Genomic DNA, 15,351 nt, shown 5'->3' on the forward strand with positions numbered 1-15,351 from the left:
ACAACATCCGGCGACTTAGTGCCGGCGTCGACGCGGCAACGACCGTCGCCCGGGATTCGTCGGGAAGACGACCGGATCGTTCGCGTCCTGAACCGGGGTCGTCACATGGATCACGCAGTCGAACCGGCACGCCGCCGGCTCCTCGGACAACTCGGTGCGGCGCTCGCCGCCGGCACGGTCGCCGGGATCTTGCCGGCCGCGGCGCAGGGCGTCGCCTCCCCGGACCCCGCCGCGGCGTTCGGCCCACTGAAGCGGATCCGGGCCGGCGACCTCGACGTCGCCTACGCCGAGGCGGGCCCGGTGGAGGGCAGGCCGGTCCTGCTCCTGCACGGCTGGCCCTACGACATCCACTCCTATGCCGAGGTCGCGCCGGTGCTGGCGCGGGCGGGCTACAGGGTGCTGATCCCCTACCTGAGGGGCTACGGCGCGACCCGCTTCCTCTCCGAGGCGACGCCGCGCAACGGCCAACAGGCGGCCCTCGCCCACGACGCGGTCGCCTTCCTCGATGCGCTCGGGGTCGAGCGGACGCTCGTGGCGGGCTACGATTGGGGGGCGCGCACCGCCTGCATCCTTGCGGCCCTGTGGCCGGCGCGGTGCCGGGCCCTCGTTTCGGTGAGCGGCTACCTCATCGGCAGCCAGCAGGCGAACGCGATGCCGCTGCCGCCGAAGGCCGAGCTGCAATGGTGGTACCAGTTCTACTTCGCGACCGAACGGGGACGCGAGGGCTACGCCCGCTACACCCGCGACTTCGCCCGGCTGATCTGGGAGCTCGCCTCGCCGCGATGGCGGTTCGACGACGCCACCTTCGCCCGCTCGGCCCCGGCCTTCGACAATCCCGACCACGTCGCGGTCTCGATCCACAATTACCGCTGGCGCCTCGGCCTGGCGCAGGGCGAGGCGCGGTTCGACGAGACCGAGCGCAAGCTCGCCGCCTTCCCGACCATCGCGATCCCGACGATCACCCTGGAGGGCGACGCGAACGGCGCGCCCCATCCCGACCCCGCCGCCTACGCCAAGAAGTTCTCCGGGCGCTACGCGCACCGCACGCTCACGGGCGGCATCGGGCACAACCTGCCGCAGGAGGCGCCGCAGGCCTTCGCGCAGGCCGTGGTGGACGTCGATGGCGTCTGACCGGCCCTCCCACCTCCTGGCGATGCCGCTCCTGGCCGTTCCGCTCCTGGCCGCCGCCGGCCTCGGCCTGGGCGCGGCGGCCGACGACGCGGCGAAGCCGGCCTCGCCGATCTACGGCGTCACCGTCCCGGACGGCTATCGCGACTGGCGCCTGATCGCGCCCGCGCTCGAGGACGCGCCGCTCGACGAGCTGCGGGCCGTCGTCGGCAACGACCTCGCGGTGAAGGCTTTTCGCGATGGCACGCTGCCGTTCCCGGACGGCGCCGTCCTGGTGAAGCTCGCCTGGCATCGCACGCGCTCGCCCGACTTCGACACGGCGACGGTGCCGGGCCCCGCCACGACCGTGCAGGTCATGGTCAAGGACGCGGCGCGCTACCCCGCCACGGGCGGCTGGGGCTTCGGCCGCTTCATCGACGGCAGGCCGGTCGACGAGGGGCAGCACGAGACCTGCTTTGCCTGCCACGAGGCGCGGGTGAAGGCGCGCGACTTCGTCTTCACCCGCTACGCCCGATGAGGTGTGACGGCCGGTCCTGGCGCCGCGGACCGTCGCGGTCCTGGCCCCGATCGGACCGCATCGCTCCCGCGAGCACCCGGGCGACGTGGACCGCCTCGCGGCCGAGCCCGTCGCGGATCTGGTGGCGGCAGCTCGTTCCGTCGGCGACGACGAGGTCGTCGGGGCCGGCGGCACGCAGGGCCGGGAACAGCGCGAGCTCGGCCATGGCGCGGGACACGTCCTGCGTGTCGGCCCGGTAGCCGAAGGCGCCGGCCATGCCGCAGCAGCCCGAGTCGATCACCCGCACATCGAGCCCCTGCACGGCGCGCAAAACGGCTTCGACCGCGCCCATCGCCCCGAACGCCTTCTGGTGGCAATGGCCATGCAGGTGCGCGACCCGCCCGCCCTGATCCGTGAGGGGCAGGGCGACGCGGCCTCCCGCGAGGTCGGCGGCCAGGACCTCCTCGAACAGCAGGGCCGCCCCGGCGAGCGCCCGGGTCTCCCCGTCCGGCAGGAGCGCCGCGAACTCGTCGCGGAAGGTCAGGAGGCAGGCCGGTTCGAGCCCGACGATCCGGGCACCTTCCCGCACGAAGGGCAGGAGCGCGTCGCGGGTGCGGCGGGCCTCGGCCCGGGCGCGGTCGGTGTCGCCGGTCGCCAGGTAGGTGCGCCCGCAGCAGAGCGGCCGCGCTCCGCCGGTTCCGACCCGGTGGAGCCGGTAGCCGGCCGCGCGCAGCACGACTTCCGCCGCCTCCAGCGTCTCGCGCTCGAAGGCGCGGTTGAAGGTGTCGCCGAACAGGACGAGGTCGAGGCCGTCGCCGGCGACGTCGGCGGTGCGCGCGATCCGGCCCGTCTCGCGCCAGGGCCGGCGCCAGCGCGGCAAGGTGCGCGCGGCGGAGAGCCCCAGCACCCGCTCCGACAGGCGCGCGAGCGCCGGCACCCGGTCGCGCAGGTTGAGGAGGGGGGCGATGGCGGCCGCCGCGCCCGCATAGGCCGGCAGATGGGCGAGCGCCTGCTCAGCCAGCGGGCGCCCGTGCCGGGCGTGGTAGTGGTGCAGCACCTCGATCTTCATCCGCGCCATGTCGACGCCGGTCGGGCATTCGCGGCGGCAGGCCTTGCAGGAGACGCAGAGATCGAGCGCGCGCTTGGTCTCCGGCGCGGTGAGGGCGTCGGGCCCGAGCTGGCCCGAGAGGGCGAGGCGCAGGGTGTTGGCGCGGCCCCGCGTCAGGTGCTCCTCGTCCCGGGTGACCCGGTAGGACGGGCACATCGCCCCGCCGGCGAGCTTCCGGCAGGTGCCGTTGTTGTTGCACATCTCGACCGCGCCGCCGAGCCCGCCCCAGTCCGACCAGTCGAGGGCGGGAGCCGGCGCCGTGACGCGATAAGTCTCGGAGAAGCGCATCAGGCTGCGGTCGTCCATCCGCAGCGGCCGGACGATCTTGCCGGGATTGAGCCGGTTGTGGGGATCGAAGGCGTCCTTCACCGCCTCGAAGGCGCGGGCGAGGCGGGGGCCGAACAGCGGCTCGACGAATTCCGAGCGCGAGATGCCGTCGCCGTGCTCGCCCGAGTACGAGCCCTTGAAGCGGCGCACCAGCTCCGCCGTCTCCTCGGCGATCGCCCGCATTTTGGCGACGTCGCCGGCGCGCTTCAGGTCGAGGATCGGGCGCACGTGCAGGCAGCCGACCGAGGCATGGGCGTACCAGGTGCCGGTGGTGCCGTGGCGGGCAAAGCACGCCGTGACCGCATCGGTGTAGTCGGCGAGGTGTTCGAGCGGGACGGCGCAATCCTCGATGAACGACACCGGCTTCGCGTCGCCGCGCATCGACATCATGATGTTGAGGCAGGCCTCGCGCATCTCCCAGACCGTCCGCTGGCGGGCGGCCTCGCGCACCTCCACCACGGAATCGGGAAAGCCGTGATCGGCCATGCAGGCATCGAGGCGGCGCAAGCACGCCGCCAGCGCCGCGGATTCCTCGCCCGCGAACTCGACGAGTAGCAGGCAGTCGGGATGGCCGCGGGTGATGTCGGCCAGCGTCGCGCGGAAGAGCGGGATGTCGGCGCCGAGCACCAGCACGTTGTTGTCGACGAGCTCGACCGCCGCGGGCCCGAGCGCCACGAGGGCCGGCACCGTCTCCATCGCCGCGCGGAAGGAGGGGAAGTGGCACACCCCCATCGCCCGGTGGGCGGGCAGGCGCGCGAGCCTCAAGGTCACGGCGGTGGTCGCCGCGAGCGTCCCCTCCGAGCCGACGAGGAGGTGGGCGAGGTTCGGGCGATCCCCGAGCAGCGCGTCGAGGTTGTAGCCGCCGACCCGGCGCTGCACCTGCGGGAACATCCGGACGATCTCGTCGCGCTCGGACTCCGCCAGCGCCAGCATGCGGCGGGACAGCTCCTCGATCCCCGACACCGCCTGCGCGGAGAGCCGGAACGGGGTGCCGTCGGCCAGCAGCCCGTCGAGGCCGAGCACGTTGTCGACCATCTTGCCGTAGAGCAGCGAGCGGGCGCCGCAGGCATTGTTGCCGGCCATGCCGCCGATCGTGCAGCGGCTCGCCGTCGAGGGCTCGACCGGGAAGAAGCAGCCGTCGGCCCTGAGCCGCGCGTTCAGGCGCTCCAGCACCATGCCGGGCTCGACCGTCACCGTGCCGGCCTCCGCATCGTAGGCGAGCACGCGGTCGAGGTGGCGCGCACAATCGACCACGATGCCGTCGCCGATCGGCTGCCCGTTCTGCGAGGTGCCGCCGCCGCGCAGGATCACCGGCACGCCCTGGCTCGCGGCAACCGCGAGCACGGCCGCGACGTCCTCAGGATTCCGCGGCAGGACCACGGCGCGGGGAAAGATCTGGTAGATCGAGGCATCCGCGGCGTAGCGGCCGCGGTCGAACCGGCCGGTCAGCACCTCGCCCGAGACGGCGCCGCGCAGGGTCCTTTCCAGGTTGCTCCCGCCGGTGGCGCCGACAGGGTCCAGGGTCCCGTGCATCGCGGCCTCCCGTCTCGCTCCGGCGGCGCCCGCTCGGGCCGCCGCCGCCTCCGTGCCGGTTCGCGGACGGCCTACATCGCCCGCTTCGGCGCGGCTTGCAGGAAGTCCTGGAGCTGCTGCTTGTAGAATTTGGCGAAGCCCGTGGTGCCGTGGCCGCTGGTCTCGGTGCTGGCCGGGATCAGGTACAGGCGCCCGTTCTTCAGGCGCTTCACCTCGCGCTCCATGATTCCCGTCTCGGGCGGGTTGCGCTCGTCGTCCGCCGAGTTGATGGCGAGCACCGGCGCCTCGATCGCCCCGAGGCCCGGGGAGGGATTGTAGCCGCGCGACGAATCCCACTGGTAGATGTAGTCGTTGGCGTCGGCGTTGAACGGCGCCGCCAGGCGGGCATCGACGAGCTTGTCGGCGAGGTCCCCGGTCGGCCCCTGCTTCTGCAGCGCCAGCGTGCCGCCGCTGGTGGCGAGCGCGAAGAACACGTTGGCGACCCGCAGGGCGGGCGGCTGGGCCGTGTACTCGCCGTTCGCGTAGGTCGGGTCGCGCCGGATCGTCTCGGTCAGGAGCCGGCGCAGCATCCAGTTGCGGCTGCCCATCTCGCTCGGCTGCGAGGCCATCGGCACGAGGGCGTCCATGAACCCGGGATGCTTCACGCCGAGGATCCAGGCATGCATGCCGCCCATCGAGTTGCCGATGATCAGCCGGACGTGCTTGAGGCCGAGATGCTCCGTGATCAGCCGGTACTGCGCCTCGGCCATGTCGTCGTAATTGTAGCGCGGGAACTTCGCCTTCATCCCGTCGGAGGGCTTGGAGGATCGGCCGTGGCCGATCGCGTCCGGGAGGATGATGTAGTGCTTGGCCGCGTCGAGCGGCTGGCCGGGACCGAACAGCTCGCCGGCGAATCCGGGCGTCAGCATGCTCGCCGCCGAACCGGTGGTGCCGTGCAGGACGACCACCGGCTCGCCCTTCGGATCGCCGACCGTGGTGTAGTGCAGGCGCAGCTCAGGCAGCACGTCGCCGGTGTGGAACTTGAAGTCCTTGATCGTCCAGTCGCCCTCCCGGGGCGCGGGGTAATCGGCGGCGAGCGCCGTGAGTGCGAAGAACGACAGGGCCGCGGCCGCGCTCGCGGTCCGCAGCACATTCAAGACTCGCATTCGGCGTCCTCCGCAGCATCGGTTTCTTGTTGGTATCCCCGGCGAGTATTGCGCCCTATGCGTCGGGGGGCAACAGGCGCGGCGACCGATCCCACGGGACCTCGTCGGCGCCGTCACACCGGATGCACCACCGCCCGCCCGGCGCGCGTGGCGGCGTAGAGCGCCATGTCGGCCTCGTATGCGCCAGACCTCGACGCTCGTTCTCGGCGGGTTCTGTGCCGCCTCGTCGTCACGCGCCGATGTCCGGGATGTCGCGACCCGTGGACGCCCGAGCCGGTGCCGGCCCGGATCCGGCATTTGACCGTCCCGGGGACTTCACCCTCAAGGATCTCACCCCCTCATGGGCTCGCGCACCGTCCCCCAATCCTGGTTCATGGGGCGAGCCTTACGCAGGACTTGCCGACGCAGGACTTGCCGACGCAGGACTTGCAAACGCAGGACTTGCCGACCCCGGTCGATCTGCGCGGCGCCGCGCTCGATCGCGCGGGATCCGAGCCGGGCCGCGAACACGGCGACCGGGGGCGGGGCGAAGAGCAGGGACCAGGTGCCGTCCATGACCGGAGTCCTTCCAGCAGTGATCGCGCCCACCATTGTACGCCGCCGGGGACCAAAGCCCAGCGAACATGATCCTGAGATCGGCTATGCCTGTCCCGCCGGGTGGTCCGCCGCGATCCCCGGAGCGTCCCGTCCCGAGAGTGGCGAACCATGAACGACGATCCGCGCAGCCATGGCCTCTGGGAGCGCTCGGCGCCCCCGGCCCCGCCGACGACGCCCCTCGACGGGCGGAGCGCAGTCGACGTGGCGATCGTTGGCGCCGGCTTCACCGGCCTGTCCGCCGCGCTCCACCTCGCGCAGGGCGGCGCCCGCGTCGCCGTCCTCGAAGGGGTCGAGATCGGGTTCGGCGGCTCGGGCCGGAATGTCGGCCTCGTCAATGCCGGGATGTGGGTCATGCCCGACGACTTGCCGGGCGCGCTCGGGCCGCTCTACGGCGCGCGCCTCCTCGACCTCCTCGGGGGCGCGCCGGCGGACGTCTTCGCGCTCGTCGAGCGGCACGGGATCGCCTGCGAGCCCGAGCGGCAGGGCACGCTGCACTGCGCCGTCGGCCCGGCGGGCCTCGCCGAGGTCAAGGAACGCGCCCGCCAGTGGCAGGCGCAAGGCGCGCCCGTCCGGCTCCTCGACGCGGAGGAGACCGCCCGGATGGTCGGGACCCGGGCCTATGCGGGCGCGCTCCTCGACGCCCGGGCCGGCACGATCCAGCCGCTCGCCTATGCCCGGGGGCTCGCGGGCGCCGCGATCGCAGCCGGGGCCCGGATCCACACGGCAAGCCCCGTCGTCGCCGCAGCCGACGACGGCATGGGCTGGCGCCTCGACACGCCGCAAGGCAGCGTCGAGGCGGCCCACGTCATCGTGGCGACCAACGCCTATACCAGCGCGGTCTGGCCGGAGATCCGGGCCGAGCTCGTCCACCTGCCGTACTTCAACATGGCGACCGCCCCCTTGAGCGACAACCTGCGCCGCTCGATCCTGCCCGAGCGCCAGGGCGCCTGGGACACCAGGAGCGTGCTCAGCTCGTTCCGGTTCGACCGCCGGGGCCGGCTCGTCTTCGGCAGCGTCGGGGCCCTGCGCGGTCCGGGCCTGGCGATCCACCGCGGCTGGGGCCGGCGGGCGCTCGCGCGGCTGTTTCCGCAACTCGCGGGCGTGCCGTTCGAGACCGAGTGGTACGGCCAGATCGGCATGACCGCCAACAACCTGCCGCGCTTCCACCGCCTGGGGCGCAACGTGATCGCGTTCAGCGGTTATAACGGCCGCGGCATCGCGCCCGGCACGGTCTTCGGCCGCTGCCTCGCCCGTCTCGTCCAGGGAGAGATCGGCGAGGGCGACCTGCCGCTTCCGGTCACCGATCCGGTGGCGGCGCCGCGACGGCGGCTGAAGGAGGCCGCCTACGAGGTGGGCGCCCAGCTCGCGCACCTGACGGAGGCGCGCTTCTGAGACGGTCTCCGCTCAATCCTTATCTGACCGGATCAAGCGGAGATCGTACGAGACGCCGCTCCACGTGCGGGATCGGCTCCCGCGGGGCGCACCGCGCGGGAGCCGCCGGTCAGGCCGTGTGGTGCGTCTTGGCGAGCGCGTAGACCGGCGTGTCCAGCCCCTCCATCCGGGCCTTCAGCTGCAGGGCGAGGTAGAGCGAGTAGTGGCGCGACTGGTGCAGGTTGCCGCCGTGGAACCACAAAGCCTCCTGCCGGGTCGGCTTCCACATGTTGCGCAACTCGCCCTCCCAGGGTCCCGGATCCTTGGTGGTGTCCGAACCGAGGCCCCAGCACTTGCCGACCTTGTCGGCGACCTCCTGGCTGATGAGCCTGGCCGCCCAGCCGTTCATCGAGCCGTAGCCGGTGGCGTAGACGATCACGTCGGCGGGCAGCCGCGTCCCGTTCTCCAGCAGAACCGCGTCCTCGGTGATCTCGCGCACCTTGCCCTGCGCGAGCTTGATTTGGCCGTCGGCGATCAGGTCGGACGCGCCGACGTCGATGTAGTAGCCGGAGCCGCGCCGCAGGTACTTCATGAACAGGCCGGACTCGTCGTCGCCGAAATCGAGCTTGAACCCGGCCTTCGCGAGCCGTCCGTAGAAGTCGGCGTCGCGCTTCTTGGCTTCCTCGTACACCGGTACGTGGAACTCGTGCATGATGCGGTAGGGCACCGAGGCGAAGAGCATGTCCGCCTTGTCGGTGGTGATGCCCTTGGCGAGCGCCTCCTCCGAGTAGAGGCCGCCGAGCGCCAGCTCCATCAGCGTGTCCGACTTGACGATGTGGGTCGAGGAGCGCTGCACCATGGTGACGTCGGCGCCGTTCTCGTAGAAATCGGCGCAGATGTCGTGGGCCGAGTTGTTCGAGCCGATCACGACCGCGCGCTTGCCGCGATAGGCCTCGCCGCCCGGGTGGCGGCTCGAATGGTGGCTCTCGCCCCGGAAGCGCTCCATGCCCGGATAGGTCGGCAGGTTCGGCACGCCCGACATGCCGGTGGCGAGCACGAGCTGCTTGGGCCGCAGCGTCAGCCGCTCGCCGTCGCGGGTCAGCGCGACCTCCCATTCCCCCGCGGCCTCGTCGTAGCGGGCGGAATGGACTTCCGTCTTCGACCAGTAATTCAGCTCCATGACCTTCGTGTACATCTCCAGCCAGTCGCCGACCTTGTCCTTGGCGGCGAAGACCGGCCAGTGATCGGGGAAGGGCAGGTAGGGCAGGTGGTCGTACCAGACCGGGTCGTGCAGGTGCAGCGACTTGTACCGGCTGCGCCACTGGTCGCCCGGCCTGTCGTGCTTGTCGACGATCAGGGCCGGCACGCCGAGGCGCTTCAGCCGCGCCCCGAGGGCGATGCCGCCCTGGCCGCCGCCGACCACGAGCGCGTAGGGCTGGCGGGTGCGGCCGAGCTCGGCCTCCTCGTCGCGCCGCCGCTCCGACCACGAGCGCCGCCCGGGCTCGACCCCGTGATGCACCCCGCGCTCGCGCCGCGTCCCGCCCGGCTCCTCGTGTCCCTTGAGTTCCCGCGCCGCGGTGAGCAGCGTCCAGGCCTCGTCGCCCTTCAGGCGCAGGTAGCCGCGCCCGCGCAAGGTCGCGGTCTCGAAGGCGATCCAGGCCTCGGTGACGCCGTCCGCCTCGCTCGCCGCCTCCTCCAGGGTGAAACCCCCGGGCGAGACGGCGCCGAGCTGCGCCTCCAGCATGTCGCGGATCGCCCCGCGGCCCTCCATCGTGGTGATGTTCCAGGTGAAGGCGACGAGGTCGCGCCAGAAGCAGGTCTCGGCGAACAGCTCCGCGGCTCCCCCGGCGTCGCCCGCCTTGAGGGCGGCCTCGAACCGGTCGAGCCAGGCGATCACCCGCGCGTCCGTGGGCGACAGGCGCTCGACGTCCCGAACCATGGCGTCCATGGGGTTTCCTCCTTGTGTTATGCGGGGAGGGTTGCGCAAGCGGTGTGCCAGGGAGCGGGGGGACGGAATTGTCGTTCCAGGCAGCGGGCGGAGTTCGTTCGCGCGGAGCCCGGCAGACGGCAGCGATGCATTGCCGATCCAGATCAACGGACGTTCTGTTTCAATCCCGGTCCCCTTTCCGGGCCCGGAACGGGCCTGCACGACGGCAACGACGTGAAAGCAGCTTCGGGATCCAGCACAAGAAGTCGCGAAGCGTCCTTCTGTCTGCACCAGTGCCAATATGGAGCCGCTTCGCGGCACGTCCTGAGCTGGATCCCGGATCTCCTTTCGCTGACGCTTCAGTCGTCCGGGAAAGGGGAGGGTATGATTGCGAGCGTGGGTGCAGGGATCGTCAAAAAAAGGCGCGGGAGTCGATGCAGCCGGCGGCTCGAACAGGTCCGACGGCCATGATCCGCCGCCCCACCTGTGGCGCCCCACCTGTTGCATGGGACCAGCCCCGCCACAGGTGACGCATCCCCCTCATCCTCCGTGATTCGGCGAGACGAGCCCGAGCCGGCGCATGCGCCGGTGCACGGTGGAGCGGTCGAGCCCGAGGTCGCGAGCGACCGCCGAGACGTTCCAGGCGCGCCGGCGCAGGGCCGCGTCCAGCGCGTCGTCACCGGTCGGGGCCGCCGCGGGCGGGGAGGCCCCGGCATCGCCGGGCAGCACCGTGGGCGGCAGGTCGGACAGGCCGATCTCCGGCCCCTCGGCGAGCGCGCAGGCATAGTCGAGCGCGCTGACGAGTTCCCGCACGTTGCCGGGCCAGGCATGGTGCGCGAGGGCCGCGGCAGCCTCGGCGGAGAGGCGCGGGGAGCCCGGCCGTCCCGCCAGCAGCCGCGCCGTGAGCGCGGTCAGGTCGCCGCGCTCGCGCAGGGGCGGCAGGACGAAGCGGGCGCCGGCGAGACGGTACAGCAGGTCCTCGCGAAACCGGCCCTCCCGCACCAGGGCGGCGAGGTCGCGATGCGTCGCGGCGATCACCCGGATGTCCACCGCCTGCGGCGTCGCGGCGCCGACCGGCGTCACCTCGCGCTCGGCGAGCACGCGCAGGAGGCGGGTCTGGGCCGAGAGCGGCATGTCGCCGATCTCGTCGAGGAACAGGGTGCCGCCCTCGGCCTGCTGCACCAGCCCGGTCCGGCCCTTGGCCGCCGCGCCCGTGAAGGCGCCCGGTTCGTGGCCGAACAGCTCGGATTCGATCAGGGTCTCGGGCAAAGCCGCGCAATTGACCGCGACGAAAGGTTTTGCGGCACGGGAGGACGCCCGGTGCAGCGATTTGGCGAAGAACTCCTTGCCGGTGCCGGTCTCGCCGCCGACGAGCAGGCCCACACCCGCCTCGAACAGCCGCGCGGCCTGCCGCGCCATCGGACCGAGCGTCGCATCATCCGCGAGGACGGGCGGCCGGGCCGGCCGCTTGCTGCGGGCGGGCGTCCGAGCCGGAGCCTCTGCCGGTTCCAGCGCCAGGGCGTAGAAACGCTCGCCGCCGCGCAGGCGCAGCACCCGCCGCTCGACCGGCACCGCCCGGGTGAACAGCGGCAGGTCGTCGACCGAGGCCTCGAACAGGGCATCGAGGCGCAGGCCTAAGCCGGCGTGGCGGAGATCGGAAGGGCCGCGCGGGCGGTGCAGCGCGCGGTCGATCAGCGCCCGCGCCCGGCTGTTGAAGCCGAGGATGCGCCCACCCGCATCGACCGCGAGCGCCAGCTCGGGCTCGATGTCGGCGAATTCGGGCGAGCGCGACAGGTGGAGAATCCACTCGCGCCGGAAGCCGTTATGCAGGCTCGCGGTCTCGATGCGGTGGGCGAAGGAGGTGACGAGCTGGAGCGCGAGGTGCTGGCTCGCCTTCGGCGCCGGCGCCTGCAGCGCCGAGATGTCGAGGACGGCCGCCAGCGTCCCGTCGGCGGCGTAGACGGGAGCGGCCGTGCAGGTGAGCCCGATATGGTCGCCGGCGAAATGGTCGTCGAGATGGACCGACAGCGCCTCGCCGGTGGCGATGCAGGTGCCGACCGCGCAGGTGCCGGCGAGGTGCTCGTTCCAGTCCGAGCCGCGATAGAGGCCGGCGCGGCGCAGATCGCCGTCGCGGCTCGGGTCCCCGATGAAGTCGACGGCGACGCCGCTTGCGTCGGCCAGGATCAGCACGTAGCCGAGGCCCGAGACCTGCCGGTACAGCGCCTCGACGCCGAAGCGCGCCACCCGGATCAGGTCGTCGAGGGCGTCGCGGTGCTCGCGCAGGCGGGCCTGGCTGTGGATGTAGGCGCGCCGGGGGGCGGCGGGGTCGAGGCGGTACTCGGCCATGCAGCGCCGCCAGGACTGGTCGATCAGCGGATCGCGCGCGCCGCCGCCGTCGCTCGCGGCCCGCACGAGCTCGTCGATATGCGCCATCACGGCAGAGCGCATCGCGTCCTCCCCGATCTTTTGTCCCATTCTGCGCGCGATCGGCGGGCGGGAAAAGACCGGGGACGGCAGGCCTTTGGGCTCAGGCCGGGCCGGCGCCCGTCGCGTCCGCCGGCACCGGCCGCGGGCGGCGGTTCTCGTCGATCGCCACGAAGGTGAACAGCGCCTGGGTGACCTTGATGGTCTCCTCGCTCTCCCGGGCGCGGCGCCAGGCCTCGATCTGGATGCGGATCGAGGAGCGGCCGACCGAGACGATGTGGGCGTAGAGGCTGACCTCGTCGCCGACCACCACCGGCTGCAGGAAGGTCATGCCCTCGACCGCGATGGTGGCGCAGCGGCCCCGGGCGCGCCGCGCCGCCACGTTGCCGGCGGCGAGGTCCATCTGCGCCATCAGCCAGCCGCCGAAGATGTCGCCGGCCGGGTTGGTGTCGGCCGGCATGGCGATGGTGCGGATCACCGGCGGTCCCCAGCCGGCATCGGGGGCGCAAGGGGCGGACGAGGGGTCGGTCATCGGCGGCTCGGTCGCGGGGAGGGCATGGAAGGGTGAGTCTGACTGTGCGTCAGGGCATGGGCGCGAGCGACGCAGGATCGAGGCCATGGGCCTCCGCCAGCCGGTGCAGGTCGGCGCGGGTGTCCTCGGGCAGGAGCAGGCCGTCGCGCCGGTTCGCGGCATCGGCCCGGGCCTCGATCTCGCCGGGGTAGAACACCGCCTCGGCCCCTGCCGCGAGCGGCACCGCCTTCATCTCGGCGATGAAGCGTTCCATGCGGGATTCGAACTCGGCCAGCGGCTGGAGCCGCGCGATGTCGATGGCGAGCGCCAGGTGCCCGGCGCCGCTGCGGCGCTCGGCCTGGTAGGGGCCGGCGACGCCCGCCCCGAAGGCACTGCCGGTCAGGACGCCCGAGAGTACGTCCATCACAGCCGAGATCGCGTAGCCCTTGTGCCCGGCCATCGGGGCGATCAGCCCGTCGATCGCCGCCTGCGGGTCGGTGGTCGGCCGGCCCTCCGCGTCCATGGCCCAGCCGAGCGGGATCGCCTCGCCGCGCTGGCGGGCGAGGTAGACCTTGCCGCGGGCCACCGCCGTGTTGGCGATATCGAGGACGAGCGGCGCGTGCCGGCCCGCCGGGGCGGCCCAGGACCACGGGTTGTTGCCGAGCGCCTTCACCCGCCCGCCCCAGGGGGCCATGGCGGGGCTGGCATTGGTGGAGAGGAAGCCGATGAACCCGGCCCGCGCCGCCCGCAGGGTGAAGTACATGGCGGTGCCGAAATGGTTGGAGTGGCGCACCGCCACGGCGCCGATCCCGTGGGCGCGCGCTCTAGCGATCGCCTCGTCCATGGCGCGTGCGGCCACGACCTGGCCCATCGCCTCGCGCCCGTCGATCACCGCGAGCCCGCCGGCATCGACCACGACCTCCGGGATCGCGCGCGGATCGCAGGCGCCCGACGCCAGGCGGGCGGCGTACCAGGGCAGGCGCATCACGCCGTGCGACTGGTGGCCCAAGAGATCGGCCTGGACGAGGCTGTCGGCGCAGATTTGCGCGTCGTCGGGGCTCAGGCCGGAGGCGGTATAGATCGCGGTGACGAAGGAGAGCAGGGCGTCGGCGGAGATTCGCGGGTCGGTCATGCGGCGTCTCCCGGTAGGCTTCTCTGGGCGGGCGGCGGAGCTGTCCAGACATAGACTTTGGCGCTGGAATCTCTCCTCTCCCCGCGGGCGGGGAGAGGAGAGATCCGCGCCTCTTCTCGTGACGAGAGAGTTCGGCAACGGAACGCGCCGCACCGTGAACGATGCGGCGCGTCCTCATGGAATTACCTTTCAGCCCCGCCTGTCAGGCGATCCACCGCATCACCACCAGCACCACCGTGACGGTGACGGCGCCGCCGATGCGGGTCGCGATCTGGGCGAAGGGCATCAGCTGCATGCGGTTGGCGGCGGTGAGGATGGCAACGTCGCCGGTGCCGCCCTGGCCCGAGTGGCAAGCATTCACGATCGCGGCCTCGATCGGGTACATGCCGAGGCGGCGGCCGACGAAGGCGCCGGTGACCATCAGGGTGAACACCGTCGCGATGATGGTGATCAGGTTCGGCACCGTGAAGGCCGACATCAGCTTGTCCCAGGGGGTGAGCGAGACGCCGATGGCGAAGAGCAGCGGGTAGGTCATGCCGGTCTGCACGAACTTGTAGACCACGAAGCCGCCGGCCTGGAGGTGGGGCGAGACCGCGCTGGTGAGCTTGGCGAGCACCGCCAGGAACAGCATCGCGACCGGCGCCGGCAGGCCGATGACGTGGTGCAGCATCACGCCGAGGAGGTAGAGCGTCACGGCGGTGAGGCCCGCCGCCGCGATGGTCGAGACGTCCATGGCGCCGCCGCCCTTCTCGGCCGTCACGGCCTCGTCCTTGGGATCCATGTCGTCGTGCTCGCCCGGCTGCAGCCGGCCCTCGCCGGTCAGGTGCGGATACGTCTTGCCGACGAAGTTCAGGATGCCCGAGAACACGATGGCGGTGAGGCTGCCGAGCATGACCGGCGGCAGCACCTGGGCGAACAGGTCGCCTTGCGAGGCGCCGAGGATCGCCGCGTAGCCGATCGAGAGCGGGATCGCGCCCTCGCCGACGCCGCCGGCCATGATCGGCACGACGATGAAGAAGAAGGTGTGGTAGGCGCCCAAGCCCAACGCCGTCCCGACCAGGGTGCCGACGATACCCGCCGCGATCGACCCTATGCCGAGCGGCACGAAGATCTTCAGGAAGCCCTTGATCAGCACGCCGCGGTCCATGCCGAGGATGCTGCCGACGATGATCGCCGCGATGTAGAGGTAGAGGAAGTTCGTGAACTTGGTGAAGTCGATGATCGACTTCTCGATCTGCGGCGGGATCAGCTTGTAGTAGGCGAGGGCCGACGGAATGAAGGTGGCGAAGATGGCGCCGGCGCCGATGTTGCGCAGGATCGGCAGCCGCTTGCCGATCTCGGCGCAGGTGAAGCCGCCGAGCACCAGGACGGCGATCATCGTCGGCGAATCCGGCTTGATCTCGCGCTCGAGCGTCAGGATCGTCAGCAGCACGACCAGGATCAGGTAGACCGGGACCGGGATGATGCCGATCTTGATGTCCATCAGCCGCCACCAGCCCTGCGGCCAGAATTTTTGGGAGCGCGCCGCGCCCATCTCGGCCGCCGGGGCGGGGGTCTCGCCGGGCTTGGCGAGGTTCACGGTTCCAGATGCCATCGATGTCCTCCCGAACGCTGTTCTTCCGAGCGATCCGCTTCGAGTGATATTCTTGAGG

At 71.9% G+C, this 15,351-nt stretch carries 11 protein-coding genes; 3 read left to right on the forward strand and 8 right to left on the reverse strand.

Going from position 1 to position 15,351, the window contains the following annotated elements; genetic code table 11:
- Positions 1–105 precede the first annotated feature (105 nt).
- Both DK412_RS16820 and DK412_RS16825 read left to right on the forward strand, forming a co-directional pair.
- Positions 106–1,131, forward strand: coding sequence for an alpha/beta hydrolase (locus tag DK412_RS16820; protein ID WP_109972874.1), 1,026 nt, complete (start codon positions 106–108; stop codon positions 1,129–1,131).
- Positions 1,121–1,645, forward strand: a complete 525-nt coding sequence (locus tag DK412_RS16825) for a cytochrome P460 family protein (protein ID WP_245447004.1) — start codon at positions 1,121–1,123, stop codon at positions 1,643–1,645. The genes DK412_RS16820 and DK412_RS16825 overlap by 11 nt, the downstream gene beginning before the upstream one ends.
- On the opposite strand, the gene DK412_RS16830 is transcribed toward DK412_RS16825, so the two are convergent.
- The 3 genes from DK412_RS16830 to DK412_RS30660 form a co-directional block, all read right to left on the reverse strand.
- Entirely contained in the window at positions 1,626–4,592 is a 2,967-nt protein-coding gene (locus tag DK412_RS16830; RefSeq protein ID WP_109972876.1) for an FAD-binding and (Fe-S)-binding domain-containing protein, read from the reverse strand. The genes DK412_RS16825 and DK412_RS16830 overlap by 20 nt on opposite strands.
- Positions 4,593–4,663: 71 nt before the next feature.
- Entirely contained in the window at positions 4,664–5,737 is a 1,074-nt protein-coding gene (locus DK412_RS16835) for an alpha/beta fold hydrolase (protein ID WP_109972877.1), read from the reverse strand.
- A gap of 330 nt (positions 5,738–6,067) precedes the next feature.
- The gene (locus DK412_RS30660) at positions 6,068–6,292 is read right to left on the reverse strand and encodes a hypothetical protein (protein WP_204165390.1); all 225 of its coding nucleotides are present in this window, start codon (positions 6,290–6,292) and stop codon (positions 6,068–6,070) included.
- A 150-nt stretch (positions 6,293–6,442) separates the two neighbouring features.
- Between DK412_RS30660 and DK412_RS16845 the strand changes: the two genes are divergently transcribed.
- Positions 6,443–7,726, forward strand: coding sequence for an FAD-binding oxidoreductase (locus DK412_RS16845; protein WP_109972879.1), 1,284 nt, complete (start codon positions 6,443–6,445; stop codon positions 7,724–7,726).
- Positions 7,727–7,835: 109 nt separating this feature from the next.
- Here the strand turns inward: DK412_RS16845 and DK412_RS16850 are convergent, their stop codons facing one another.
- The 5 genes from DK412_RS16850 to DK412_RS16870 form a co-directional block, all read right to left on the reverse strand.
- The gene (locus DK412_RS16850) at positions 7,836–9,644 is read right to left on the reverse strand and encodes an NAD(P)/FAD-dependent oxidoreductase (RefSeq protein ID WP_109975319.1); all 1,809 of its coding nucleotides are present in this window, start codon (positions 9,642–9,644) and stop codon (positions 7,836–7,838) included.
- Positions 9,645–10,172: 528 nt separating this feature from the next.
- The gene (locus DK412_RS16855; RefSeq protein WP_109975320.1) at positions 10,173–12,080 is read right to left on the reverse strand and encodes a sigma-54-dependent Fis family transcriptional regulator; all 1,908 of its coding nucleotides are present in this window, start codon (positions 12,078–12,080) and stop codon (positions 10,173–10,175) included.
- Positions 12,081–12,159: 79 nt separating this feature from the next.
- Positions 12,160–12,588 carry an acyl-CoA thioesterase gene (locus DK412_RS16860; protein ID WP_109972880.1) on the reverse strand — a complete coding sequence of 143 codons (429 nt, stop codon included), beginning with the start codon at positions 12,586–12,588 and terminating at the stop codon, positions 12,160–12,162.
- A gap of 49 nt (positions 12,589–12,637) precedes the next feature.
- Positions 12,638–13,699, reverse strand: a complete 1,062-nt coding sequence (locus DK412_RS16865) for an Ldh family oxidoreductase (RefSeq protein WP_109972881.1) — start codon at positions 13,697–13,699, stop codon at positions 12,638–12,640.
- 202 nt (positions 13,700–13,901) lie between these two features.
- Entirely contained in the window at positions 13,902–15,293 is a 1,392-nt protein-coding gene (locus DK412_RS16870; protein ID WP_245447007.1) for a 2-hydroxycarboxylate transporter family protein, read from the reverse strand.
- Positions 15,294–15,351: the final 58 nt, after the last annotated feature.

It is taken from the genome of Methylobacterium sp. 17Sr1-1, from assembly GCF_003173775.1.
Taxonomy (GTDB): domain Bacteria; phylum Pseudomonadota; class Alphaproteobacteria; order Rhizobiales; family Beijerinckiaceae; genus Methylobacterium.